The following is a 22,039-nucleotide window of genomic DNA, read 5'->3' on the forward strand; positions in this document are numbered from 1 at the left end:
CTCACTTCGCCCGACCTCCTCGTTCACCGCTGCCCGACCATCGAAGGCCGGGATCGAACACCTGATCGAACCGTAGCCGTGCCCACCGACACTGTTCGCGCCCAGGTGACACGCGACCGTACGCCGGTCTCGTCACCGGGTGGTAGCCAGTCGTCCACAGGGGGTGTGGACGAGTTGTGGGAAACCCCGGCAGGTGGTGTGCACAGGTTGGGCACAACCCTGTGGATATCTGGGGACAACCATCCACAACATCCCTCTGACCTGCGGTTTCTCCCATTCACAACTGTGGAGAAGAATTAGTCCCGAACTTCTTTCCGCAGGCCGGGATCCGGCGCCTGTGTACAGCCGAAGTCAGGCACAATAGGCCGCATGCTCATGACGTGCCGCCGTCCCCGACCATCGGCATCGTGACAGGTCGCAGCGGACTTCGCCGGCTCTTCGGGGACCAGGACAAGGAGATTCTGCGGCTCGCCGTCCCGGCGTTCTTCGCGCTCGTGTCCGAGCCCCTCATGCTGCTGGCCGACTCGGCGATCGTCGGTCACCTCGGTACGCCGCAACTCGCCGCGCTCGGGGTCGCCGGGACAATCCTGCAGACGCTGGTCGGCATCTGCGTGTTCCTTGCCTACGGCACCACTTCTGCCGTCGCCCGTCGCATCGGCGCCGGCGATCACAAGGGCGCACTCGCTCAGGGCATCGACGGATTGTGGCTGGCGTTGCTGCTGGGCGTCGTACTGGCGTTGGCCGGTCTGATCCTCGCGCCGGCCGCCATCGGTGCGTTCGATCCGTCCGCGGATGTCGCGGACCACGCGGTGACCTATCTCCGGATCTCATGTTTCGGGATCCCGTCGATGCTGCTCCTGCTCGCGGCGACCGGCGTACTGCGGGGTCTGCAGGACACCAAGACGCCGATGATCGTGGCGATCACCGCCAACCTCGCCAACATCGCCCTGAACGTCCTCCTGGTCTATGGCCTCGACCTCAACATCGCCGGCTCGGCACTCGGTACGGCGCTCGCCCAAACCGGAGCCGGGGTCGCGCTGGTAGTGGTCGTCGTCCGCGGTGCGCGACGGGACGGCGCCAAGCTCCGGCCGGACCGGCCCGGCATCCTCGCGTCCGCACAGATGGGCATACCGCTGATCGTCCGCACCCTGACGTTGCGGGTGGCAATCATCTTGCTGACGTTCGTCGCGACAGCCCTGGGTACGACGTCAGTCGCGGCACACCAGGTCGCCTTCACGCTCTGGTCCTTCCTCGCTCTCGCCCTGGACGCGATCGCCATCGCCGCCCAGGCCCTCACCGGCCGTGCGCTCGGTGCGGGCGATGTGGCCGGCACACGCGCGATCACCCGCCGGATGATGTGGTGGGGCCTGTTCTCCGGGCTCATCGGCGGTCTGGCTCTGTGGGGGCTGCGCGACGTCTACGTCCCGTGGTTCAGCAGCGATCCGGAGGTACGCCGTACTCTCGCCGCCATCATCATCGTCGCGGCTCTCTGGCAGCCCGTGAACGGAGTCGTGTTCGTGCTGGACGGCGTACTCATCGGCGCCGGTGACGGACCGTATCTCGCTGTGGCCGGGGTCATCGCGCTGGTGCTGTACGTACCGCTGGCGCTGAGCGTGCTGTGGCTCGATGGCGGCATCGTCGCCCTCTGGTGGGCGTTCGGCGGGTTCATGCTGCTGCGGCTGCTGACACTGACCACCCGGGAGCGTCGCGACGGCTGGCTGGTGACCGGAGCTACCCGCTGACCCCTGGGGTACGGCATCGTGGGGTCCGGAGAAAGGAGCCGGCATGCCCGACACCGACGATGACCCGAATGTCGCTCTCGAGCTCGACCAGTACGAGCAGGGCGAGGACGACACCGAGTCCGCGAGTGAACGGCGTGCCCGCGCGCTGCGGCGGCAGCCGGACGAGCGACTGGCCGCCGTCACCGGGCTGACCCGGGAAGAGGACGAGGCCCGCCGCCAGGCCGAGCTCGACGCCGCTCATGCCACCGAGCGCGAGCTCAGCGCTGAGGACGAGCGCGAGCTCGAAGAGCAACGGCTGCGACACGAGACCCTCGATGCCACCGCGGCGGCGACCGAAGCCAGGGAAGCCTTCCGGCTCGCCGACCTCGATGATGCGACCAGCGATCGGCACCGCGAGCTCGCGGACACCGAACGCCTGCATTCGGTCAGCGATCAGGCTCGCGGCGGGCACAAGCTCGACGAGGCGGCCGCACGACCGGACGAGCCTGGTGCGGCCGGCCTGGCCGCGTCCGGCCGGCGTGACCAGCGCGCGGCAGCTCGCGAGGGCCGGGTGGCGACCGAAGAGGACCTCATCGCCGACGACTACGCCGGCAGAGCCCGCGAACGCCGTACCGAGGGACAGCAGGCCCAGGAAGCACAACCGCCTGCGACGGCCACGGCACCGCAGAAGCCACCCGTAGCACGCAAGTTCGTCCGCAAGGAGCTCCGGAAGCGGCGGACGCCGGATCGCAGCACCGAGCCCGACCTCGGCCTGGGCGACTAGTCAGGCTGCAGCTTCTGGGTGTGGATGATCAGCAGGTTCGCGGCGACCACCACGACGAAGATGACCGCGAGCACCGGATGCCCGAGCGCCCACAGTGCCGCGCCGGCCAGGCCGAAGACGACGACCTTCACGACCGCCCGCACCACCGGAGTGGTGCGGGTCGCGGTCGGTGCGGCGAACCGCCCCCACACCACGGCTGCAACTACTGGCAGACCGATGGCCAGCACCAGCTTCACAGCCGTGCCGGAGCCGTTCTCCCAGCCCCACCACGCAAAGATGCCTAGGGCAACCAGCTCGACGGCGAACGCCAACGTCAGGTTGCCCCACTTCCACCCCAGCTTCAGCGCAGGCACATCTAGATTCCGCGCAGGTTCGGTTGACGCTGGTCGAAGAAGAGGCCCGCGGGCGGTTCCTCCACCGGGAGCGGCGGGATCGGGTAGTCGGTGTGGGTCCCGCGGCAGGCCGCGAACGGCCCGTCCGGGTCGAGCAGCGCCATCATGTGCGGGTCCGCGTGGTCGCGCCACCAGACCGACATACCGGTCGCCGGGTCGAGCCGGAGGTGCTCCCAGGCCCGCCAGATCGAGTCCAGCCGGCTGAGTGCCTCGGCGTGCCGGTACCACTCCGGGCACCAGATGAACTGCTGTCCGATCCGCCGGGTGTACAGGTAGATCAGCCGGTCTTCGACGAACGCCGCGACATGCGGATAGAAGAGTTCCTGTTCACCATCCACCGCGCTGCTCCTCGTTCTGCTCCCACACCGGCTTCTCCGGGCCACGCGGCACCGCCGGAGGCTGGCCGGCACCGGCCGAGACCCACGGGTTCCCACCGGCGGCCGGAGCACCGGACGCACCCGGGTCGTACTTCGCCAGTGACGCCTTCACAGCCCCCGCGTCCGGCCTGGTGAACCACGGTACCGTCTTCACCATCGTGGCCGGGATTCCGGACGGGAACACGACCGCACGACCGGGCGGCATCGCGGCCAGGTCGGACACCTCGAGGATGTTCTGCCGCTGGGTCTGCCGGCTGGTGCCGCGCTTGCCCTCGTTGTACGACACCGAGCTCGAGATGATGTCGTAGTCGCCGATCAGCTTGCTCAGCCGCTCGAGGAAGTTCGAGTCCGAGGCGCCGCCGCCGTACACGCGGATGTTCGCGGCGGACCACAGCTTCTCCATGCCGTGGTCGCCCCAGCACTCCTGGCCCTGCGCCCACGACTGCAGGATCGTCATCAGCACGATGCCGCGGGAGCCGAAGTGGCTGTAGAGGTCGGGCAGGTTCTTCCAGCGGCACACGTTCGCCGCCTCGTCCAGTACGCCGACCAGCGGGTTCGGCATCCGGCCCATCGGGCAACCGCGCGCGAACTGCTCGGCGGCCTCCACGACCGCCACCGTGAGTGCGGTGACCAGCGGTCCCGCCGTACCGGCGCCTTCCTTGGAGAGGCTGTACAGCGTGCCGCCCTGGCGGACGAACTCGTGCGGGTTGAACTGCGGGCGGGTGTCGTTCGCACCCTGCGGGACGACCCAGCGGGTGACCTTGCGGTTGACCAGGAACTGGGCGCTCTGTTGCGCCGTGCCGTAGACGCCGGCGCGCTGCTTGTCCGGCGCGTTGATGACACCGGACAGTGCGTCAGCGGACAGTTGCAGGCCCGGGGTGTTGCGCAGGATCCGCTCGGGCTCGTCGTTCCGCTGGTCGGCCAGCCAGGTGTACACCTGGGTGATCGGCCGCTTCGCAACCGCCGCGGCAAGCAGCAGGCCGGCCAGCAGGTCGGTGCCGGCGGCATCGAAGAACGCGTCGGTCTGGGCGTTCACCTGGCGCTGCGAGGCGACGAAGTGCTCGGCCATCTCGCGGGCCTTGGTCTCGTCGGTGATGTAGCTGAGCGGGTTCCACCACCAGGTGTTCGGCTCCTCGCAGACCTCCTGCGGGTCGAACACCCAGACCGGCCCGCGCTCGGTCCGCGGTCCCCGGGTGGCGTCGACGATGTCGCGCTTGTTCGAGGTGGCGACCACCGCGCCCGGCGCGTCCAGGATCGCCGGTACGGCGCGAGACGTCGTCTTACCGGTTCGGGGACCCCAGATGTCGACGTGCATGTCCTCCCAGGACCCGAACACCTCGAGGTTGTCGCGGACGGTCCGGCCGATCATGATGCCGGGACCGGCATGGCCGGCGCCGAGCCGCTCCGCGATTCCCTGCGCACCCTCCCGGGTGAGCTTGAAGATCTCGGACCGCTTCGACATCAGCGACGCCTGCCGGTCCACCCGGCCGATGCTCTGCTGCGTCCGCCGGGCGAACAGCCACCCGCCGGCACCGAGGCCGGCCAGCACCAGCAGCTCGAGGATCAGCACACCGGTGGCCGCACCGGACCACATCAGCTTGCCGCTGACCAGCTCGGCCAGGGCCGTCATCGGGTTCGGGACCGGACGGCTGTGGTTGATCCCGGCCGCGATCTTGAGCGCACCCCAGACACCGACCACGACGATCGCGAACAGGCCGATGCCGACGAAGATCAGGATCGACTCGCCGGACAGGCCGCCCGGTCCGGTGCTCTTCTTGCCCTGGGCCATTACTCGTCAACTCCCGTTCTGGCGACCACTCGCGTGGTCGGGTCGGGCGGCGGCAGCATCGCCGGATCGTCCAGGCTGTACTCCCCGACGACCTCCTCGGTGCCGTCCGGGGCGACCTCGATCTTCATCGGCTTGCCGTCGGCACCGGTCTTCCAGAGCTTGTTGGTGTCGTTGATCTCGCGCTCGACCGAGGTGAGGCCGACGTGCACCGGGATGCCCGGGCGGCCACCGACCTTGACCAGGAAGTTACCGCGACCAGGGGGCGCGGCCTCCTCACCGGTGGCCGGGTCCCACGCGGGCGGGTCCTGCCAGCCGATGAGCATGTTCTGCTCCTCCTGCGACATCGGCACCACTTCGGTCAGGTTCTCCATCTCGGCCCGCGGCAGACCACCGCAGATGACCATGCCGGACCGCTCGACGAAGCCCTTGGCCTTCATCCGGTCCTCGGGGTGTTCCAGCGCCAGCAGGTCGGACATGGTGTGCGAGATCATCGCCATCCCGACACCACGCTGCCGGTTCAGCCGGGTCAGCGCGTCGACGCGGTCGACCAGACCACGACCGGCGCGCAGCACCCGCCAGAGCTCGTCGAGGATGACGAAGTAGTGCCGCCGCGGCTCCAGTCCGGCCTCGGCCAGCGCCTGGGCGACCGCGACCGCACCGAACCCGTAGGACCAGCAGGCCAGCAGTACGGCGGCCTGCAGGTTCGTCTCGGAGTCGTCGATGTTGGAGACGTCGAAGACGACCGGACGGTCCATCTGCATCGGGTTGTCGGTCTGCTCGGAGAAGATCTCACCGAGCCGGCCACCGCCGACCAGACCGATCAGGGACGCCTCGAGTCCTTCGGTGATCTGCCGGTACCGGTCCAGGCTGCCGCGGTCCAGGGCAACGTTGCGGACCCGGTCCGGCGCCTCCTGGACGACCTGGAGCAGATCGCGGAGTACCGGCGTACCGGCGTAGCGCTCGTCGAGGACCTTGAGGGCCTCGTCGATGATCGTCTCCTCGCGGTCCGTCGGCGGAGCCGAGCGCATGATCGAGATCAGCGCCGACACCATCGTCTGCCGGCGACCGTGCGCGTCCGCCTGGATCGCCTCACGCGCCTTGCCGGTGAGCCGCAGTGCGGCCTGGCGGGACTCGCCCGGGTCGAGCACGTTCAGGTGACCACGGCCGCGGCCGAGCTGGATGACCTGCCCGCCGAGGGCCTCGATCAGGTCCTTGTAGTCGGGCTTCAGGTCGCCGAGCACCAGCGGCTGGATGCCGTACCCTGCCAGGCCGAGCGCCATCCGGCGGGTGATCGTCGACTTGCCCAGACCCGGCTTGCCGAGCACGAACATCGACGGGTTCGAGATCAGCTTGGCCCGCATGAACCAGCTGATCGGGTCGCAGCACATGGTCGCGCCGGACAGCAGGTTGCGGCCGATCGGTACGCCGACCATCGGGCTGCCGGTGCCGGCCGAGAACGGCCACATCCCGCAGACCTGCACCGTCGTACCCCGCCACTCGGCCGGAGCCTGCACGTACGTCGAGTACCCGCCACCCGGCTGCGGCCAGCCACGCGGCATCGGCCGCTTGCCCCGACGGGACGGATCGACCTCTTTCTTCTTCTTGCTCACTGCGGCTCCCCTGTGGTCATAGCGACTCGCGCAGACCCGCCGGTACGGCGAGGTGGGACTGCAGGACGACGCCCAGCGGCAAGGCGGCCACGAACGCGGAGTCCTGCGAGCCGTAGGCCGGCCGGAGCAGGATGCGCGCGGTGGCGCCCAGGTTGTCGACGGCGGCGACCATGTCCGGGATCTGCTCGGCCGTCATCACCGTGCCGGTGACGACCATGCCGAAGTTGACCAGACCGGCGCCCCGCGCTTCCTCCTGCGCGGTCCGGTCCGCGGCCCGGGCCTCGGCCATCGTCCGCGCGGTCGGCCGGCTCGACGTGGTGGCCCGGAAGGACGCGTTGCGCTTGTCCGACTCCACCATGCGGGCCGAGGTGGCCGCGTCCAGCGGACGGTACAGCAGGGTGACCCGCTTGCGGTCGATGTCACTGTGCGGGGCAACCAGCTGGGACAGCACCGACGAGAACACCTCACCACGCGGTGCCTGCGTCATCTGCCAGGTCACCGACCACGCGGAGTCGTGCCGGTACTTGTCCCAGAACGACTGCGCCGCCGCCGGACCGACATCGGTCCACTGCAACTCGGGCGCCATCCCCTGACCGCGCGCTTCGTCGATCAGTACGGCGGAAGCCGGGTCGTACGCGATCCGGACGATCTCGCACAGCTCCTGGGCCGTGACCGGACGAGCAGCGCCGGCCCCGGTCGCGTTCAGGCTCTGGGTGAGCGCGGGCAGCCGGGACGCGAGCTCACGGCCCATGTCGTCTTCCTTGCGGCGCTTGCCGTTGCGGTCGGTGCCCTTGAACGTCAGTGCGACCCGGGCTGCGAGCAGCGCGGAGCCCTCCGGGTAGGTCTGGACGACCTCGGTGAGCATCGCCCTGGCGATGGCCGGCGTACCGTCCATCATGTTGTTGCCGACCTCGCGGCGGAGCCGGATCCCGGTGTCGGGCGCGCTCTCGACCGTCACCGACGCGGCGACGATGCCCGGCTCGTGACCGAGCGACGCCAGCCACTGGCCCCAGTGCGCGACCCAGACGTCCACCTGGTCCTCATCGACCAGCGAGGCACCGTCGGGCTCGGCGTTGATCACGACGGTGAAGTGCCGGGTGCTCGGGTAGAAGAGCAGCGCGAACGGCCGGCCGTACGAGTCCCGGTACTCGCTGAGCTGGGACGCGGCGGCCAGGCCGGGGATCTGGAACTTGCCCCATGCGGTCCGTCCGAGCGGACCGGAACGGTAGATGTTGTGCTTCGCCATCTTCGCTCGTTGCCATCCAATGCGGGTCGAGAGCCGTTGCAGTGTGGACTGCCCGTGCTTGTCCTTCGTCATCAGCATCAGCAGGGCGATCCCGAAGATCACCAGCGTGATGACCGCGGGAATCGGGCCGCCCGCCATCATGACGGTGATCGTCATGAGCAGGCCGCCCATCATGATCCCGGTACCCAGCGTGCCGAGGCCGGCGATACCCGCCGACGCCGGTTGCCGCCAGTTGCCGTAGGTGCGCGGGGCGCTTCGTATGCCGTCAGCCGCTGCCACGTGGTCCGTCCATATCCTGTCGTTGCTGGTCGCGTTGCCGGTCGTCGTCCTGGCGCCTGGAGTCGTCGTACTGCTGGCCCTGCTGGCGCGAGTCGCCGTAGCCGCCGCTGCCCGACGGTCCACCGCCACCACCGCCACCGCCACCACCACCGCCGCCGCCACCGCCGCCGCCACCGCCACCGCCGCCGCCACTGCTGCCCTCGGCAGTGGTTCCGTCGCCGATCGTGTTCTCGGTGGCGGCCTCGCCGGCCGCCTTCACAGCCTTGGTGCCTGCGACAACGATGGCCACCGGGGCGGCTACGGCCGCGACCGGTCCGGCAGCTGCCGCCGCGCCGGCACCGGCACCAGCACCGCCTGCGGCTGCCGCACCGCCTTCGCCGCCGGCCGCCGCCGCGGCGCCACCTTCACCGCCCGCGGCTGCCGCGCCTTCGCCACCTTCAGCGGCGCCTTCGCCACCGCCGCCACCACCCTGGCCTTGCCCCTGGCTCGGGCGACCGACGTTCCGCGCACCGCTCGGACCACCATCGCCACCGCCACCGTCGTCGCTACCGCTGTCGACGGACTGCTGGGCCTTCTCGGCCAACTTGTCCATGCCGACCAGCTTGGCCGCGAGCATGCCGGCTCCGGCCCCGCTCGCGGTGGCGCCGACCATCGGCACGATGAACCGCATCAGCGCCGGCAGCGCGAACAGCGCGAGAATCAGCATGGTGACACCGGTGACCATGTTCATGATCTGGGCGCCGGCATCGTCACCGCTGATGTTCAGACCCTTCCCGTTGTTAGACGTGAGTCTGATCGCGGTCGCGTAGACGATCGCGGCCACGGGTTTGTACAGGATGAACGCGAGCAACCAGGCGATGATCTTCTTGAACCAGGCCCGGCCCATCTCGGTGTTCGTCGCGGCCGCGGCGATCGGCAGGACGCCGAGCAGCAGGATCAGCATGGCGGAACGCACCACCATCAGCACGATCTGGATCACGCCGGCGACGACGACGAGGATGCCGATGGTGATCAGCAGTCCGATCCCGATCGGACCGGTGGCCGCGGCGAGGCCGACCATCGCCCCGATCGTCTCGCCGAACCCCTTGCCGTTGCCGTTTCCGATGCCGCAGACCCAGTTCTCCTTGCCGTCGCTCAGCGCCGTGGTCACGAGACAGTCGGAGAACTTGTCACCGAACTCGATCAGCGCCTGCGCCACTCCGACCGAGAACAGCGCGGCCGACGCCAGGGTGACCAAGGACCGGAGCAGGTCGCGGGCGGACTCACCGCGCTGGCTCCAGGCCATCTGCATCCCGCCGATGATCACTCCGATCACGGCCACGAACCAGGCGATGTACTGGGTGTGCTGCCACATCCAGCCGACCGTGTCGTTGGCCGGCTGGCCGGTTTCGATGTTCCCGACGGCCGGGGTGTCGACGTAGATCCAGAACGTCCCGATGGTGCCCATCACGACGGTGATGGCCGAGGTGATGGCGTCCAGAATCGGCTGAAAAATCACGTTGATCAACCAATCTATGGTGTCGCCGATCGCGGACATGACCGCGTCGAGCATCTGGGAGGCCCAGCTGAGCGGAATCATGTCAGGACGGTTTCGGTGCGACGAAGCGGAGAATGGCGGGCAGCGCGACCACTGCGATGATCATCATCGTGACGCCCATGACGATCTTGAGAGTGTCCGACGTACCGTCCGGCGGATGGGCTCCCTTGGGGACGGCCGGCGCCGCCATCAGCTTGATCGCGGTCGCGTAGATCAACGCCGCGACCGGTTTGTAGATGATGAACCCGGCCAGCCAGCCGACTGCGCGTTTGAACCAACTCATCCCCATCTCGGTGTTGGTCGCTGCGGCGGTCAGCGGCAGTACGCCGACCAGCAGCACGAGCATCCCGTAGCGGACGATCATCAGGGCCAGCTGGATGATCGCGGTGATCACCATCAAGATGCCCACGAAGATGATCAGGGCGAATCCGAGCGCCTCGTCCGGGGACTTCAGCGGGTCGACCATCCGCTCTGCCAGCTGTTTGGTGAAGGCGTGATCGTCCGCCCCGAGCGCCTGGCCGATGATCCAGGAGGAGAACTGGTCCGCGGAGTCGATCAGCACCGCCGCGAAGGTCGTCGCGGCGGCCGAGACCACCACCATCGTCATCAGCAGCTTCAGGATCTCGCGGAGCGGCTCACCGCGGTGCGAGATCGCCATCTGGATCGCCCCGAAGATCACCGCGATGGTCGCCGCCGCGACCAGGACGTAGTTGGTGTGGTCCTGGATCCAGGCGGCCGGTCCGTTGTCGGAGATGTCCGGCGTCTTGATGTAGATCCAGAGGAACCCGACCGCCTTCAGCACGGCCTCGACCGCCGCCACGACGACCTTGGTGATGGCCTCGAAGATCAGCTTGAAGAGTCCACCCAGTGCCTTGTTCAGGGCCCAGCCGAGGAACTCCTCGACACAGTCGTCCCAGTCCCAGGGCGCCCAGGAGCAGCCGAGTGCGATCATCACGCCCCCCGGAAGCCGACGTAGCTGTCCAGCGACGCCAGTACGTCGGGAGCTACGGTGCCGTTGAACGTGCCGTCCTCTTTGAGGTCCGCCTTCCAGTCACCCTTGTTCCACCGCATCGTGACCGGCAGCGCCGCGTAGTCCCGGTTGTTCACCTGGGCGGCGATCTGGATGATCGCGAAGTTGGATTCGTAGGCGAGGATCTTGAACCCGGCGAACTGGACCTGACCCGCCGCCTGCGGCGTGGTCGGGTGCCGGAACTCGTTCAGCGCCCGGTTCCGCCCCGGACCGGGCAGCACCCTGGCGAGGAGAACGTCCTCGGTCATGTCCGGGTTGATGACCTGGCCGAGCAGAACCATCGTCGCGAGCACGGCGCCGGTCGGTGAGTGGGCGAAGCAGGAGCGAACGCCGGACTGCGCCGTCGTCGCCGGTCCGCCGGCCACCTGGAGCGGAATCAGGATGTTGCCCTCGAACTGCCAGGTGACGGCCGGCGGCGCCGTGGTGGGCAGCTTCATGTCCGGGGTCTTGTTCCGGCAGCCGCCCGTGGTGCTGTTGAGCGGCGGCGGTGTGGTCGGTCTGGTGGTGCCGGTGCTCGTGGGTACTTCCGTCGGTGTGGCGGGCGGCACGGACGGCTCCTCGGTGGGCTGTTCGGTGGGTACGACGTTGCTCGGCTGGGTCTGCGACGGCTGTGACGTCGGAGTGTCCGAATCACCGCGGGCGAAGAACCACACCAGCAGGCAGACGAGCACGGCACCGACGACGATCGTCGCGGCAACGAAGCCGCGCTCCTCCCAGAAGCGCAGACCGTCGCTCGCGGCGTCGTCGTCGTCACCGGAGTCGGGATCCCGGCTGAACAGTCCCATCGATGATCAGCGTCCGTGGCCGGCCGGCGTCACTTGGTCGTCTGCAGGATGCCGACGAAGCCCGACGCCGAGCCGATCACGATGCAGGCCGCCAGCACCCAACCCAGCCGGGCCGCGTGCTCGCCACCCTCACCGCGGCGCTGGCCGACGGCCATCATGGCGCCGGCGATGATGATGCCGAGGACGCAGATGGCGAAGGCGATCCAGGTCACCCAGCTGATGACCTTCTCGAGGCCACCGGAGCCCGGCGGCTTCGAGCCGGTGCCCGGGTTGACCGGGTCGAGCGGCAGCAGGTTCTGAGCCTCTGAGATCAGATGTACCAACATCATCGCAGTTGTGCCTTTCAGTATGGGGCGGGGTAGTCCGCTGAGTTTGACGCGCGAAGAGCGTAGATGGATTCAAGGACTTCGAAAACCTCGTCCGGGGTGTTGTCAGGCGTGGGAGCCTCCCCTCTGCGCCACTCCTCGATCCAGGGGATGTCCCAGACCCGGGGGACGCCGCCGCCGACGATGTCGGCGAAGTCGTCGAGAACGCGCGGCAGCCGGCCGGGAGCATCCGCGATCAGCACCAGGCCGAGCACAGCCACTCCCTGGACGACACCCGAGGCCCACTCGATCGCGGCCCGCTGCGCGGCCCGGAGACCCGAACCGTGGGTCCGGGCGACCAGGATGACCGGGGTCGGCACCGGCGGCGGCGGGATCGGCCAGCGATGGTTCGCGGCCCGGGTCCCGGGGAGCAGGAGCGACAGCGTCGTCTCGCCCGCACCGCCGTGCACACCGACCCACCAGAGCGTGTCCGCCATCGGGATCGCGAATTTGGGCAGGCGCTGATCCTCCGCAGGCGGCGCAACGCCGTGCTGCGGAGCCGACGGACCGCGCGGACTGAGGTCCGGCTGAGCCGGCGGGGCGGCTGACGACTCCGGTGGACCCGCATTCGGCTGCTGTTGCTGCTGCCGAGTCCACGGATTTTGCGTCATGGCCCCTCCTCTCGCGGTGCGTCACAGGCTGTCGCCCACAGTATTCTCTCGCTTTCCAGGTGTACTTTCGTGACCCATCCACAGGCGAGGATGTTTCTACCCCCTTGTCGGGGTCAGTCGAGCCGCCGGGCTCGCGTGGTTTCTGCCTGCCCGGAATCCCTGGCATGCCTCGTGCGGAGGACATGCTAGAACGAGGACGTCGGTGCCGGACGAGCGAGGGAGATCTGTGGCGGGAATGAGAGGTCATCGTGGCTGAGAAGATCCCGTCCTGGCCCAAGGTCACGATCCACCTGTACGACGATCACAACGCCGAGGTGAAGATCGCCGGCCGGAGTCATCCGGTCAACCACGGCGATCCGAGGCAGGCCGCGATCGGGATCGTCAGCGAGCGCGCCCTGCAGCTCGGCCGCCCGGTGAAGGCGACCGCGGTGGAGTCCGACGGCGCCTCCTGGCCGCTGGTCATCCACCCGGACGGCCGGGTCGAGGCGATCGAGACCGACACCAGCCGTAAGGGCCGCGGCGCCAAGCCGATCTGGCCGATCATCGTCGCGGCCGCGGTGGCGTTCGTACTGATCGCGGGGACGGCCGTCTACCTGCTGGCGTTCAGCGGCGACGGTACGCCGAAGCCGACCGCGTCGCCGACGTTGCCGCAGCTGCCCGCGCCGAGTGTCGGCCCGGACCAGTTCATCGCCCGGCCGGTGCCGCTGGGCTGGTCCACCAACGCGAGCTGGACGGTCGACATCGCGGAGAACACGGTTCCCGCGGTGTCCCCGGACGGCACGGAGGTCGCCGTACTGACGCCGGACGAGAAGCTCGCCGTGTTCGATGCCGAGGGCAAGGTGCGCTACCAGGACGAGGTGGGGAGCCAGTTCCCGGCGCCGGTGTACACGATGATCGACGGTCACCGGGTGCTCGCGTCCGCCACCGACGATCACATCTTCTACTGGCCCGGCGACGGTGCCCTGCCGAAGTCGATCGACCTGCCGAACGGTGCCGACGTCAACTTCTTCGGCACCTCACCCCTGATCCTGCTGGCCGACGGGGCCGGAGCCGGCGTCATCTCCAACGGTGAGATCAAGACGGTGCCGAACGAGAAGCGCGGCGCCACGATGTTGCTGGCCGAGGGCGACCGGGCCCTGATGGCGCGGTACGGCGGTCCGATGTACTGGAGCCAGCCCGGCAAGGAGCTCCAGCCGCTGGATCCGAAGCCGCCGAACGGGGCCAAGGGCATCGATCACATCGTCACCGCGAGTCCCGGCCTGGCCCTGGTGCTGTGGAAGACCGCGGACCCGGAGGTCGACATCCCGGCCGTGCACTCGACCGCCAACGGCGACGCCGTCGCCCTGTGCAGCCCCACCGAGACGGACAAGATGTCCCAGTGGCAGTGGGTTCCGGACCCGTCCCGCAAGGTGGCCGCTTGGGGTGAGTGCCTGATCAACTTCAGCAAGGGCACCTCTCGCCTCGCGAACTTCAGCCCACTGTCGATCGCCGGTACGACGATCTACGGGACGGTGAACGGCACTCCGTACGCCACCACCCCGGGTGGCGCCTCACACCCGATGGCGCCCGACACCGCCCGCCCGTGGGGCATCCTCGGCGGTCACGCGATCGTCGTACAGGACTCGGTCCTCTACGCACTGGACAAGACGAAGTGACGCGGCTCGGCAGGGGGCTGGGGTTCGGCGGGGCACTGGGTGGGGTCCTCGCCGTGCTGCTGGTGGTGCCGGCCGCGCCGGCGCTGGCTGCCGACGACCCCGATCCGGTGACCTGGCCGACGATCCTCGCGCCGAGTCAGCAGGGCAGTGGATCGGACCCGGCTCCGATCCAGTGGACGCCGATCACCAAGCCGAACAGTTCCGACTCCGGCTCCGATCCCCAACCTGTCACCTGGACGCAGGTCCAGAAGGAATGAACCCAGCCCAGACATGACAAGGCCCGCGCTCCCTGGGGGGAGGCGCGGGCCTTGGCTTTGGTGCTTGGGTCAGCTCGCAGCGACCTCGAGGCGGACCGTGGCGGCCACGTCGGGGTGCAGCTGGATCGAGACCTGGTGCTTACCGGTGGTCTTGATCGGCGACGCGATCGCGATCGCGCGCTTCTCGACCAGCGGACCGCCGGCGGACTTGATCGCGCCGGCGATGTCGGCCGGGGTCACCGAGCCGAACAGCCGGCCGGTCTCACCCGCCTTCACACCCAGCGAGACGGTGAGCTGCTCGAGCTGGTTCTTGACCTCGCTCGCGTGCTCCTTGCCCTGGATCGCCCGGGCGTCACGCGCCCGCTTGATCGACTGGATCTGCTTCTCGGCACCGCGGGTCCAGCCGATGGCCAGGCCGCGCGGAACCAGGTAGTTGCGGCCGTAGCCGTCCTTCACCTCGACGATATCGCCGGGAGCCCCGAGGCCCTCGACCTCCTGCGCCAGGATGAGCTTCATGGTCCGTGCCTCCCTCAGCGAGCCGTGCTCGTGTACGGCAGCAGTGCCACCTCACGAGCGTTCTTGATTGCGGTGGCCACATCGCGCTGGTGCTGCACGCAGTTCCCGGTCACCCGGCGGGCGCGGATCTTGCCGCGGTCCGAGATGAACTTGCGCAGCAGCGCGGTGTCCTTGTAATCGACGTACGTCGCCTTGTCCTTGCAGAAGCCGCAAACCTTCTTCTTCGGCTTCCGAATGATCTTGGCCATTGTGGTGCTCTCTTCCTTCCAGAGCCCGGCTCATGCCGGAATGGTCTGTCTTACCGATCTACGACCCGGACCGGATCAGAACGGAGGCTCCTCCATCGAGCCGCCGCCCTGGCTGGCCCAGGGGTCGTTCTGCGGAGCGGCCGCGGCCTGGCCGCCACCGCCCTGCGGGGTCGCCCAGGGGTCGTTCTGCTGCGGGGCGCCGCCACCCTGGCCGCCGCCACCGAAGCCACCGCCACCCTGGTTGCCACCGCCACCACCGAAGTTGCCGCCGCCGCCTTCGCCGCCGGGGCCCGAGCGCATCGCCCGGGTCACCTTGGCGGTGGCGCTGCGCAGGCTCGGCCCGACCTCGTCCACGTCGATCTCGAAGACCGTGCGCTTGTTGCCCTCACGGTCGTCGTACGAACGGGACTTGAGCCGGCCCTGCACGATCACGCGCATGCCTCGCTGCAGCGACTCGGCCACGTTCTCCGCGGCCTGGCGCCAGACAGAACAACTCAGGAACAGCGACTCGCCGTCCTTCCATTCACCTGACTGCCGGTCGTAGGTCCGTGGTGTCGACGCGATCCGGAAGTTCGCGACGGCGGCACCGGACGGAGTGAACCGGAGCTCAGGATCGTCGACAAGGTTGCCGACCAGTGTGACGACGGTTTCGCCTGCCATTGCCGTTCCTCCTGCTTTCGGGTGTGGCTGTGTCTACAGCTATTGGTAGCGGCTGGTGCCGACAGTACCGATAGCTGCTGACGACCCCAGGTTCAGTGCTGGTCCGGACGGATGACCTTGGTGCGGAGGATCGACTCGTTCAGCGTGAGCTGACGGTCGAGCTCCTTCACCACCGCCGGCTCGGCGGTCAGGTCGACGACGGCGTAGATGCCTTCGGACTTCTTCTTCACGTCATAAGCAAGCTTGCGACGACCCCAGATGTCGAGCTTCTCGACCGTGCCACCTTCCTTGCGGACGATGTTCAGGTACTGGTCGATGGACGGCTCTACGGTGCGCTCATCGAGCTCAGGGTCGAGGATCACCATGACTTCATAACGACGCATGCGCGAACTCCACCTCCTTCGGACTTGGCGGCCACGGTCTCTCCGTGGCAGGAGGGCGATGCGAGACTGCTTCACGCCAACACTTGCCGTCGGCGCCAAGCAACGAGCCCGGTCGATGGACCGGGCCACATCGAAAAGAATACCAGCGTCCGGACGGCCTCTTGACCATATCCACAGGGCAGTTCTGGTGACTCTGTGTCAACGAACCGCGATCGTCTGTACGGATCGGCGCAGTACCAGCACGAGCAACGGTACGGCGAGAATCGCCGAGATCACGGCCAGAACCGGGAAGCCGCCGAGCGTGAACAGCCACGGCGACGCGGCTGTGGCCAGCGCGGAGACGGTCCAGATGGACGACTCGACCTTGCTCTCGAGATCTGCGGTGACCAGGGCGGCGCTGCCGCTCAGGTAGCAGAGATTCCAGCCGTAGCCGAGCAGGAAGAGCGCAGGGGTGAAGGCTGGACCGGACTGGGTCACGAGCACCGCGGAAGCGAGCAGGAGAACCAGACCGCCGACCATGACCGGTCGGGGTCCGGAGCGATCGATCAGCCAGCCGGTCAGGGGCGAGAGCGCAAACATCCCGAGCGTGTGCGCAGACAACATCAACCCGAGCACTCCAAGGCCTGCGCCTTGATGGTGTGCGTGGACCGGAACTGCGGTCATCACTCCCACCATCACCAACTGGCCGACCACCATCACCCCAGCGGCCAACAGAACAGGTAGCCCCGAGCCCGACCGAGGCTCAGGTACAGCGTCGTCGGTGGAGTGAGCGACCTGGATGTAGCTGGAAGCCACCAGTGCACAGAAGACTGCGGCCAGGGCGAGCAGAAACGGTCCCGCGAGTTCAGGTAGCCCGAATCCCCGCGCAAGGGATTGGGACGGCGCCATCAAGAACGGTCCGCCGGCCGCACCCGCCGTACTGGCCCAGATGACCGTGCTCATGGCCCAGGCCCGTCGTGACGGCGGTACGACATCGGCCGCGGCGTACCGGGATAGCAGGCTCGCGGCGTTGCCGACACCGAGCAGGAACATGCCCACGAAGAGCAGTGCGACCGGTGCACCGACTGCGGCCAGGACTGTCAGCGCTCCCCCGGCGACGCCGACGCCGTACCCGGTGCGGAGTGCATGTGCCCGGCCGAGGCGCGCAGTCCAGCGGCCGACCGCCATGGCGCCGGCAGCGGTCCCCAGAACGCCTGCTGTGTTGGGCAGACCGGCCAGCGCAGGGCTGAGGTCGTCGGCGATCACGATCGTGCTGACCGCACTGGCGGCGACCATCGCGGCGTTCATCAGGGCGGCGGCGAGAACGACGGGAATCAGCATGCCTACAACGCTAGGAAGGCCGCGACCCCGCTTGAAGGCAGGAAATAAGCCATCTGGCCTTGCGGACGACCGATGTCGAAGGTGTTCTGGGGAGATGACCTTTCAGGACCGCGAGCTGGACGCCACTGACTGGCAGATCCTGTCCGCACTGCAGTCCGACGGCCGCCTCTCGTTCAGCCAGCTGGGCAAGCGGGTCAACCTCTCACCGCCCGCCGTCGCAGATCGGGTACGGCGCCTGGAGGAGGCCGGCGTGATCACCGGCTACCGCGCCCAGGTGGACCCGGCCCGAGCCGGTCAGCCGCTGTCCGCCTTCGTCCAGATGCGCTGTACGACGGGACGCTGCCTGCTGAAGACCACGCGGGCGGAGGACTTCCCCGAGGTGCTCGAGATCCACAAGCTGAGCGGCAACTCCTGCTCGATGCTCCGGGTCCGGGTCGCGTCGATGAGCCACCTGGAGGGCCTGTTCGAACGCCTCGGCGAGCACGGCGAGATGAACACGCACATCGTCTTGTCGACCGAGTTCGAAGGCCGCCCGGTGCAGCCACCCGCGGCGGAGACGCGCCCGGTGACCAGATCGGCGGGATGGGGTAGCTGAGACCGGGGCCGTGGGGTGGGGAAAGATTTAGAGACCGGGGCGGTGGGGTGGGGAAAGATTTAGAGACCGGGGCGGTGGGGTGGGGAAAGATTTAGAACTGTCGGACGGCGGTTCTAGGGTGGGGTCATGAGCTTGAAGCTGGGTGCGCATGTGGAGCAGGACGACCCGCTGGCCGAGGCGGCCGAGCGGGGAGCCGAGCTGGTCCAGTTCTTCCTCGGGAACCCGCAGGACTACAAGGCGCCGAAGCTCGCGTACGCCGACGGCGAAGAGGCACTGCGGGACCGGGCCGCCGCCGCCGGCGTGGATCTCTACGTGCACGCGCCGTACCGGCTGAACGTGGCGAACACGAACAACCGGATCCGGATCCCGAGCCGCAAGTTGCTGCAGCAGACCCTCGACAAGGCGGCCGAGATCGCCGTCAAGGGCGTCATCGTGCACGGTGGGCACGTCGGCGACGACGATGACCCCGAGGCCGGGTTCGACAACTGGCGCAAGTGCATCGAGCGGGCCGAGCTCCCGGTGCCGCTGCTGATCGAGAACACGGCCGGCGGTGAGAACGCGATGGCCCGCCAGCTCGATCGGATCGCGCGACTGTGGGACGCCGTCCAGTCCTCCGGCAACGATCGCCTGGAGAACGTCGGCTTCTGCCTCGACACGTGTCACTTCCACGCCGCCGGCGAGGAGCTGCCGACCATCGTCGAGAAGGTGAAGGCGATCACCGGGCGGATCGACCTGGTCCACGCCAACGGCTCACGCGACGAGTTCGGCTCCGGCGCCGACCGGCACAGCAACTTCGAGGACGGGCACATCGACCCGGCCGACATCGTCGCGGTGGTCCAGGCCGCCGGCGCCCCGGTCGTCGTCGAGACACCCGACGCCAACCACGGTCAGAAGGCCGACATCGACTACCTCCGCGCGCACCTCAAGTAGCGGGATTGAGGTTGTGGAGCCAGTAGGTCAGGCCCCACGGCAGAAGCAGAGCCAGCGCGGTCGTGTTGCTGTCCGGAACGAGGACACCGGCAACGATCGCGACCAAGGCCAGCACGGTCGTGATCTGGAAGAGGTCCACGCGGCCGAGGAGACGATCCCGCAGGGTGAGCATGTCGCGGGCGCAGCCGACATAGGCGGCGACGAGCGCGAGCAAGCACAGCACGGTCAGGACCACGCCGACCCAGGCGAGTGCGCCGTACCGGCCGGCGTCCATGAAGACGCGGGACAGCTGGAAGACGCCGACCACGCCGGTCAGGCCGGCTGACGTCCACATCAAGCCGGATTTCGTACTGCGCGCCTTCGCCTGATCAGGCACGGGCTCGGGGGCGGGGTCCGGTTCCGTGGAGGCCATGGGGGCGACGGTAGCGCAGGAAAGGACAATGGCAGCCATGCGGACCTGGGCAGAGCGCTTCCCCGAACTGTTCGCGCCGGACCATTGGGCCTGGGGCGAGGTGGACGTGCAGTACTCCACCGAGCGCCCGCCGGACGAGCTGATCAGCAACGTGCACGTGATCGGCCGGACCGGCGACGGGATTGTTGTCTGTAGCAACGATCTGGGCTGGCGCTTCCTCCCCGGCGGTACCCGCGAACCGGACGAGACGATCGAGGAACTCGTCCACCGCGAGCTCCTCGAGGAAGCCGGTGCCCGCCTGACCAGCCCGCTGACGTGGCTCGGCGCTCACCGGGCCCAACACGGCCGGCCCGCGCCGTACCGGCCGCATCTCCCGCACCCGGTCTCGTACTGGGCCACCGTTGTCGCGGACGTCGTGGTCGACCGGCAGCCGACCAACCCCGACGACGGCGAGCAGGTGGTCGAGGTCCTCGTCCTGCCACCGGACCAGGCAGCCGAGTATCTCGACGCGAAGGCCGACGGCGGTGCGATGGGCAGCCAGGTCAGGCTGGCTCAGGCAATGGGGCTGGTTTAGCCGCCTTCCACGGCAGGACGACCGCACTCAGCAGACAGCACGCTCCCGCGAACCACAGCGCACCCCGGAGTCCGATCAGCCCCGCGAGTGCTCCGCCGAGCACGATGAACGCTGGCTGCACACACCGCGAGGTGATCGACCACGCGCCCAGGACCCGGGCCATGAACCCGTCCTCGGTCACCTCCATGCGGTACGTCGAGAACGACGGGTTGAAAACCCCGGTCGCCACCAGCAGACAGGTCTCGGCCGCGGTGATCACCACGAACCCACCCATGCCGTGCGGCGCCAGCGGGAACGCCAACAGCCACGGAGTCCGCAGTACGCCGAACACCAGCAACAACCGATGCAGTCCGTGCCGACGGGTCAGTCGCGGCGCCAACCGGGAACCAAGCACGCCGCCCAGGCAGGAAACGCCGAGGAACACGCCGTAGCTCCAGGACGCCAGCCCCAGGTCACGCAGCATGAAGACAGCCAGCAGCGGTGACGTCAGCATCACCGGTCCGCCGAACAGTTGCGAGTTCCAGAACAGGGCCTGCAGTCCGCGATGCCGCAGGATGTATCGCCACCCCGCGGTGATGTCGGCTTTCCCGTCGCGTCGCACGGGCTCCGGCTCGGGCGCCTGGATCCGCCGGATTCCGAGCGCCGACAACAGGAAGGACACCGCGTCGACCGCCATCGTGGCCGTCGCGCCGACGATGCTGACCAGACCGCCGCCGATCGCCGGGCCGATGCTCAGCGAGATCCAGTTGGTCTGCTCGAACCGGCTGTTCGCCTCCGCGCGACCCTCGGCCGGAACCAGCGCCTTCAGGTGGGCACCGCTCGCGGCCTGGAACGCGATCATCGCCGCGGCCTGGAGAACGCCGACCACGCAGAGCTGCAGATAGGTCAGTGCGTCGAAGGCCGCCGCGATCGGCACCGAGACCAGGACGGCGAACCGGACCAGGTCCGCCGTGATCATCACCGGCCGCTTCCGCCGTTGCTCGATGACATCACCCATCGGCAACGCGAGCGCCGCCCCGGCGAGCGTGGAGATCGCCGCGAGCAGCGAGACCTGGAACGTGCTCGAATCCAGCGCGAGGACCGCGATCAGCGGCAGTGCGCCGAGGCCGACCGCCGATCCGAACGAGCTGACCGCGAACGCAACCCACAACCGCTGAAAGTCCCGACCCAAAGACACCCGCAGATCGTAGGAGCAGGCACCGACAGAATCAGCGGAGGTTCAGGCCGCCGTCCAGGAGCACGACTTCGCCGGTCAGATAACTGTTGTGGACAAGGGCGGAGATCAGGTCGGCGACATCGGTCGGCTGAGCGGCTCGACGCATGGGACTTGCGGATTTCCACAGGTCTTGGGCGTCGGTCCAGGAGGCTGTGAGCGGTGTGTCGACCAGGCCGGGTGCGACCGCGTTGACTCGTACGTCAGGTCCGAGGGCCGCGGCGAGGAGCTTCGTGACGTGGTTCAGCGCCGCCTTGGAGGCGGCGTACGCGACTGAGCTTCCCTTGGGCCGGACGCCCGCGTGGCTGGTGACGTTGACGATGCAGCCGCCCGATTCCCGGAGCGCCGGCAGGGCCGCCGTACACAACAACCAAGGCGCGATCAGGTTGACGTCGAGCACCCGCCGCCAGTCTGCTGCGCTCAATCCGTCCAGCTCCGCGTGCGGCACCGGCCAGCTGATCCCCGCGTTGTTCACCAGTACGTCGAGCCGCCCGTGCTCGGCCACCACTGCCGGGACCAGCGCAGCCGCGGCAGCGTCGTCCGCGAGGTCGGCTTGGTGGTACGACCCACCGAGCTCGTCCGCCAGCGCGATCCCGGCCTCCCGGCTCGACCGCGAATGGACCGCGACCGTCATCCCGTCCGCCGCCAACCGTCGCGCGGTCGCCGCGCCGATCCCCGAAGCCGACCCCGTCACCAACGCCACTCGTCGCATCCGCCCAGCCTAGAAACCCGGTAGCGACCCGCCGGACC

At 68.6% G+C, this 22,039-nt stretch carries 25 protein-coding genes; 7 read left to right on the forward strand and 18 right to left on the reverse strand.

Annotation, left to right across the window (positions count from 1 at the left end; translation table 11 throughout):
• The first annotated feature begins 407 nt into the window (after window positions 1-407).
• Together AB0L70_RS02250 and AB0L70_RS02255 are read left to right on the forward strand one after the other, a co-directional pair.
• Window positions 408-1,742, forward strand: a complete 1,335-nt coding sequence (locus AB0L70_RS02250; protein ID WP_363679015.1) for an MATE family efflux transporter — start codon at window positions 408-410, stop codon at window positions 1,740-1,742.
• A 43-nt stretch (window positions 1,743-1,785) separates the two neighbouring features.
• Window positions 1,786-2,505 (forward strand): hypothetical protein, encoded by a 720-nt coding sequence (locus AB0L70_RS02255; protein ID WP_363679017.1) that lies wholly within the window; start codon window positions 1,786-1,788, stop codon window positions 2,503-2,505.
• On the opposite strand, the gene AB0L70_RS02260 is transcribed toward AB0L70_RS02255, so the two are convergent.
• The 10 genes from AB0L70_RS02260 to AB0L70_RS02305 are packed head-to-tail and all read right to left on the reverse strand — an operon-like array spanning window position 2,502 to window position 12,526.
• A complete protein-coding gene (locus AB0L70_RS02260) occupies window positions 2,502-2,858 on the reverse strand; it encodes a YrdB family protein (RefSeq protein WP_363679019.1) in 357 nt (118 codons plus the stop codon). The two genes, AB0L70_RS02255 and AB0L70_RS02260, sit on opposite strands and share 4 nt — an antisense overlap.
• Before the next feature lie 2 nt (window positions 2,859-2,860).
• On the reverse strand, window positions 2,861-3,235 hold the full coding sequence (locus AB0L70_RS02265; protein WP_363679021.1) for a DUF4913 domain-containing protein: 375 nt from the start codon (window positions 3,233-3,235) through the stop codon (window positions 2,861-2,863).
• On the reverse strand, window positions 3,225-5,063 hold the full coding sequence (locus AB0L70_RS02270) for a TraM recognition domain-containing protein (RefSeq protein WP_363679023.1): 1,839 nt from the start codon (window positions 5,061-5,063) through the stop codon (window positions 3,225-3,227). The genes AB0L70_RS02265 and AB0L70_RS02270 overlap by 11 nt, the downstream gene beginning before the upstream one ends.
• Window positions 5,063-6,673 (reverse strand): ATP/GTP-binding protein, encoded by a 1,611-nt coding sequence (locus AB0L70_RS02275; protein ID WP_363679025.1) that lies wholly within the window; start codon window positions 6,671-6,673, stop codon window positions 5,063-5,065. Before AB0L70_RS02275 ends, AB0L70_RS02270 begins: the two co-directional genes overlap by 1 nt.
• A gap of 16 nt (window positions 6,674-6,689) precedes the next feature.
• Window positions 6,690-8,198: an SCO6880 family protein gene (locus AB0L70_RS02280; RefSeq protein ID WP_363679027.1), complete on the reverse strand. Its 1,509-nt coding sequence runs from the start codon at window positions 8,196-8,198 to the stop codon at window positions 6,690-6,692.
• Window positions 8,185-9,777, reverse strand: coding sequence for a hypothetical protein (locus tag AB0L70_RS02285; RefSeq protein ID WP_363679029.1), 1,593 nt, complete (start codon window positions 9,775-9,777; stop codon window positions 8,185-8,187). Before AB0L70_RS02285 ends, AB0L70_RS02280 begins: the two co-directional genes overlap by 14 nt.
• Before the next feature lies 1 nt (window position 9,778).
• Window positions 9,779-10,687 (reverse strand): type IV secretion system protein, encoded by a 909-nt coding sequence (locus tag AB0L70_RS02290; RefSeq protein ID WP_363679031.1) that lies wholly within the window; start codon window positions 10,685-10,687, stop codon window positions 9,779-9,781.
• Window positions 10,687-11,550 (reverse strand): hypothetical protein, encoded by an 864-nt coding sequence (locus AB0L70_RS02295; protein WP_363679033.1) that lies wholly within the window; start codon window positions 11,548-11,550, stop codon window positions 10,687-10,689. Before AB0L70_RS02295 ends, AB0L70_RS02290 begins: the two co-directional genes overlap by 1 nt.
• Window positions 11,551-11,579: 29 nt before the next feature.
• Window positions 11,580-11,879: a TrbC/VirB2 family protein gene (locus AB0L70_RS02300; protein ID WP_363679035.1), complete on the reverse strand. Its 300-nt coding sequence runs from the start codon at window positions 11,877-11,879 to the stop codon at window positions 11,580-11,582.
• 14 nt (window positions 11,880-11,893) lie between these two features.
• The gene (locus AB0L70_RS02305; RefSeq protein WP_363679037.1) at window positions 11,894-12,526 is read right to left on the reverse strand and encodes a DUF6668 family protein; all 633 of its coding nucleotides are present in this window, start codon (window positions 12,524-12,526) and stop codon (window positions 11,894-11,896) included.
• 248 nt (window positions 12,527-12,774) lie between these two features.
• Between AB0L70_RS02305 and AB0L70_RS02310 the strand changes: the two genes are divergently transcribed.
• Together AB0L70_RS02310 and AB0L70_RS02315 are read left to right on the forward strand one after the other, a co-directional pair.
• Complete coding sequence (locus tag AB0L70_RS02310; RefSeq protein WP_363679039.1) at window positions 12,775-14,181, forward strand: hypothetical protein; 1,407 nt, start codon at window positions 12,775-12,777, stop codon at window positions 14,179-14,181.
• Window positions 14,178-14,438 (forward strand): hypothetical protein, encoded by a 261-nt coding sequence (locus AB0L70_RS02315; protein ID WP_363679041.1) that lies wholly within the window; start codon window positions 14,178-14,180, stop codon window positions 14,436-14,438. Before AB0L70_RS02310 ends, AB0L70_RS02315 begins: the two co-directional genes overlap by 4 nt.
• A gap of 69 nt (window positions 14,439-14,507) precedes the next feature.
• Here the strand turns inward: AB0L70_RS02315 and rplI are convergent, their stop codons facing one another.
• From rplI to AB0L70_RS02340, 5 genes are all read right to left on the reverse strand, one after another.
• A complete protein-coding gene (rplI, locus tag AB0L70_RS02320) occupies window positions 14,508-14,954 on the reverse strand; it encodes a 50S ribosomal protein L9 (protein WP_363679043.1) in 447 nt (148 codons plus the stop codon).
• 14 nt (window positions 14,955-14,968) lie between these two features.
• Entirely contained in the window at window positions 14,969-15,202 is a 234-nt protein-coding gene (gene rpsR / locus AB0L70_RS02325) for a 30S ribosomal protein S18 (protein WP_012924539.1), read from the reverse strand.
• Between the two features lie 75 nt (window positions 15,203-15,277).
• Window positions 15,278-15,862 (reverse strand): single-stranded DNA-binding protein, encoded by a 585-nt coding sequence (locus AB0L70_RS02330; protein WP_363679045.1) that lies wholly within the window; start codon window positions 15,860-15,862, stop codon window positions 15,278-15,280.
• Window positions 15,863-15,954: 92 nt separating this feature from the next.
• Window positions 15,955-16,245 (reverse strand): 30S ribosomal protein S6, encoded by a 291-nt coding sequence (gene rpsF / locus AB0L70_RS02335; RefSeq protein WP_130386399.1) that lies wholly within the window; start codon window positions 16,243-16,245, stop codon window positions 15,955-15,957.
• 198 nt (window positions 16,246-16,443) lie between these two features.
• Entirely contained in the window at window positions 16,444-17,565 is a 1,122-nt protein-coding gene (locus AB0L70_RS02340) for an MFS transporter (RefSeq protein ID WP_363679047.1), read from the reverse strand.
• A 94-nt stretch (window positions 17,566-17,659) separates the two neighbouring features.
• Here AB0L70_RS02340 and AB0L70_RS02345 point away from each other — a divergent pair, with 94 nt between their 5' ends.
• Window positions 17,660-18,160 (forward strand): Lrp/AsnC family transcriptional regulator, encoded by a 501-nt coding sequence (locus tag AB0L70_RS02345; RefSeq protein WP_363679049.1) that lies wholly within the window; start codon window positions 17,660-17,662, stop codon window positions 18,158-18,160.
• Between the two features lie 126 nt (window positions 18,161-18,286).
• A complete protein-coding gene (locus AB0L70_RS02350) occupies window positions 18,287-19,090 on the forward strand; it encodes a deoxyribonuclease IV (RefSeq protein WP_363679051.1) in 804 nt (267 codons plus the stop codon).
• On the opposite strand, the gene AB0L70_RS02355 is transcribed toward AB0L70_RS02350, so the two are convergent.
• Window positions 19,083-19,502, reverse strand: coding sequence for a hypothetical protein (locus AB0L70_RS02355; protein ID WP_363679053.1), 420 nt, complete (start codon window positions 19,500-19,502; stop codon window positions 19,083-19,085). The genes AB0L70_RS02350 and AB0L70_RS02355 overlap by 8 nt on opposite strands.
• A 37-nt stretch (window positions 19,503-19,539) precedes the next feature.
• Here AB0L70_RS02355 and AB0L70_RS02360 point away from each other — a divergent pair, with 37 nt between their 5' ends.
• On the forward strand, window positions 19,540-20,076 hold the full coding sequence (locus AB0L70_RS02360; RefSeq protein WP_363679055.1) for an NUDIX domain-containing protein: 537 nt from the start codon (window positions 19,540-19,542) through the stop codon (window positions 20,074-20,076).
• Here the strand turns inward: AB0L70_RS02360 and AB0L70_RS02365 are convergent.
• Window positions 20,045-21,253: an MFS transporter gene (locus AB0L70_RS02365; protein ID WP_363679057.1), complete on the reverse strand. Its 1,209-nt coding sequence runs from the start codon at window positions 21,251-21,253 to the stop codon at window positions 20,045-20,047. The two genes, AB0L70_RS02360 and AB0L70_RS02365, sit on opposite strands and share 32 nt — an antisense overlap.
• Window positions 21,254-21,284: 31 nt before the next feature.
• The gene (locus tag AB0L70_RS02370; RefSeq protein WP_363679059.1) at window positions 21,285-22,001 is read right to left on the reverse strand and encodes an SDR family oxidoreductase; all 717 of its coding nucleotides are present in this window, start codon (window positions 21,999-22,001) and stop codon (window positions 21,285-21,287) included.
• Window positions 22,002-22,039: the final 38 nt, after the last annotated feature.

This window comes from Kribbella sp. NPDC051952, assembly GCF_040680855.1.
GTDB lineage: Bacteria > Actinomycetota > Actinomycetes > Propionibacteriales > Kribbellaceae > Kribbella.